This window comes from Methylobacterium sp. WL18 (assembly GCF_008040015.1).
In the GTDB taxonomy this organism is placed as follows: domain Bacteria; phylum Pseudomonadota; class Alphaproteobacteria; order Rhizobiales; family Beijerinckiaceae; genus Methylobacterium; species Methylobacterium mesophilicum.
Genome location: NZ_VRVD01000716.1, coordinates 1 through 2,188, shown reverse-complemented (window position 1 = coordinate 2,188; position 2,188 = coordinate 1). Strand labels below are relative to the sequence as shown.

The 2,188-nt window shown below is 75.1% G+C and carries 3 protein-coding genes; all 3 read right to left on the bottom strand.

The window, feature by feature from the left end; translation table 11 throughout:
• Positions 1-1,178, bottom strand: a 1,178-nt coding sequence (locus FV228_RS27405) for an FAD-dependent oxidoreductase (protein ID WP_147857392.1), incomplete at its 3' end; no start/stop codon positions are given.
• Positions 1,175-1,387, bottom strand: coding sequence for a ferredoxin (locus tag FV228_RS27400; RefSeq protein ID WP_147857393.1), 213 nt, complete (start codon positions 1,385-1,387; stop codon positions 1,175-1,177). The genes FV228_RS27400 and FV228_RS27405, both read right to left, overlap by 4 nt.
• Before the next feature lie 23 nt (positions 1,388-1,410).
• Positions 1,411-2,188: nucleotide disphospho-sugar-binding domain-containing protein (locus FV228_RS27395; RefSeq protein ID WP_348645074.1), on the bottom strand; the 778-nt coding region annotated here is incomplete at its 5' end.

Here is a 2,188-nt window from a genome sequence, read left to right as displayed (position 1 = left end):
GCATGGGCCGGCAGCCAGCGGGCGCTGTCCACCGAGACGGCCGCGATGCAGCGCCCCGCCCGTCCGTAGACGGCCAGGAAGCGGCCGGCGCCGGGCTCGCCATGGGTGATCGCCAGGGCGTCCGCGCCCTCGGTCAGCCCGACGGACTTGACCACCACGTTGCCCTGTGCGGACCAGAAGGTCGGCAGCGCGCCATAGGGGCCCTCGGGCTTCGCCCCGGCCAGCAGTCGCCCGGCGTGGATGCCCTGTGCCACCGCCTGGCTCCAATGCTCCAGCGCCACGCGCCGCCCGCCGTAGAGCGGGTGGGGGAAGCGGGCCACGTCGCCGGCGGCAGCGATGCGCGGGTCGGCCGCCCCGTCGGCGTCGAGGACGTATCCGGCCGCATCGCAATCGACGCCGCCCGGATCCGCCGACAGGCCAGAGTCGGCGAGCCATTCGGTGTTGCGGACGGCCCCGAGGGCGATCACCGCGACATCCGCGTCGATGCGGGTGCCGTCCGTGAGGTGCGCGCGCACGAACCGGCCATCCGCCTCTTCCAGCCACTCGACCTCGCTGCCGCAGCGCAGGTCGACGCCCCGACCCTCATGGATCGCCCCGATGAACGCCCCGACCGTGCCTCCGAGGACGCGGGCCAGCGGCGTCGCCCCGGGCTCGACCAGGGTCACCGGCAGGCCGAGGTCGCGCAGGCAGGAGGCCGCCTCGCAGCCGATCAGCCCGCCCCCGACGATGAGGACCCGCCGGGGCCCGGCCAGGAGGTCCGCCCGGAGGGACGCGGCGTCGTCACGGCCGCGCAGGGTGTGGATGCCAGCGAGCCCGCCGCCGGTCTCGACCGGCCAGGGACGGGAATCGGCCCCGGTGGCGATCAGCAGTTTTTGATAAGCCAGCTCCGTACCGTCCGCGAGGCGGAGCGTGCGGGCTTTCCGGTCGAGGGACACGGCCGCGTTCCCCAGCCGCCAGCGAGCGCGCAGGCGCGTACGCTCCGGCAGCCGGGTCGCCTCCGGCCTCAGCTCTCCGGCGAGCACGTGCTTCGACAGGGGCGGCCGATCGTAGGGGCGATACGGCTCGGCTCCCACCAGGGTCAGCGGCCCGTCATAGGAGCCGTGCCGCAGGGCCTCGGCGGCGCGCAGGCCCGCCAGCGAGGCGCCGATCACCACGATGCCGGCGGGCTCGGCGGTCACGGCAGATCTCCGTCGTCCGGGCCGGCCTGCAGGCTGATGGCGCGAACCGGGCAGGCCTGGACGGCGCGCTCGATCGCACCGCGCCGCTCAGCCGGCGGGGCCGGATCGTAGAAGAGGATCTCGTGGCCCCGGATCGCGAAGGCGTCCGGGGCCGCGTAGCAGCATTGGGCGTAGCCCTGGCAGCGGTTGAGATCGACCACGACCCGCAGCACCGGATGATCGGTAGCCGGCTTCACGCCGACCTCGCCATCGGAACCGCCGTGCCGCTGTTGTGGGCCGGGCCGGTGCGGACCAGCGCGTCGATCGCACCCAGGATGCCGGCCATGGCGTCCCGCGCCGCGAAGGCCTCCTGCAGGGCCATGGCCCGCTGCCGGAAGCCCGGCTCGCCGAGCACCCGCGCCACGGCTTCCCTCAGGGCGTCGACCCCCGCCGCGTTGGTGGCGAGGTTGAGGCCGACCCCGGACCAGCCGATCCGGGCGTTCACCTCCGCCTTGTCCTCGGTCAGGCCCGCCGAGACGATCGGCACGCCGTTCGACAGCGCCTGCGAGACGCTGCCGTAGCCGCCATTCGTGACGAGCACGCTCACCCGCGGCAGCAACTCCCGGAACGGCAGGAACCGCGCGACCCGCGTGTTGGCCGGGATCGGCCCGCGCAGCGCCTCGACCGGGCGGCCGCCCGTGGTGGCGAGGACGAGAAGGTCGTCCCGGTCGGCGAGGGCGGCCAGGGTCGGCTCGACCAGCGCGCCGAAATCGGCGTTGGCGAGGGTGCCCTGGGTGACTAGCACCACGGGCTTGCCGTCGGCGTTGGCCCGTTCCAGCTCCGGCCACCAGTCCGGCAGGGGCGCCGGCGGGGCCGGGGGCTGGAGCAGGCCGATGAAGCGGACGCCCGGCGGCAGCGTGCCGTAATCGTACTCGAAGCCCGGCACGGTCGGCTGGAGGAACAGGTCGGGCAGGACCACCACCGCGTGCGGCAGCGACGCCGGCAGCGGGGCCGCGCCCAGCCGCGCGAGC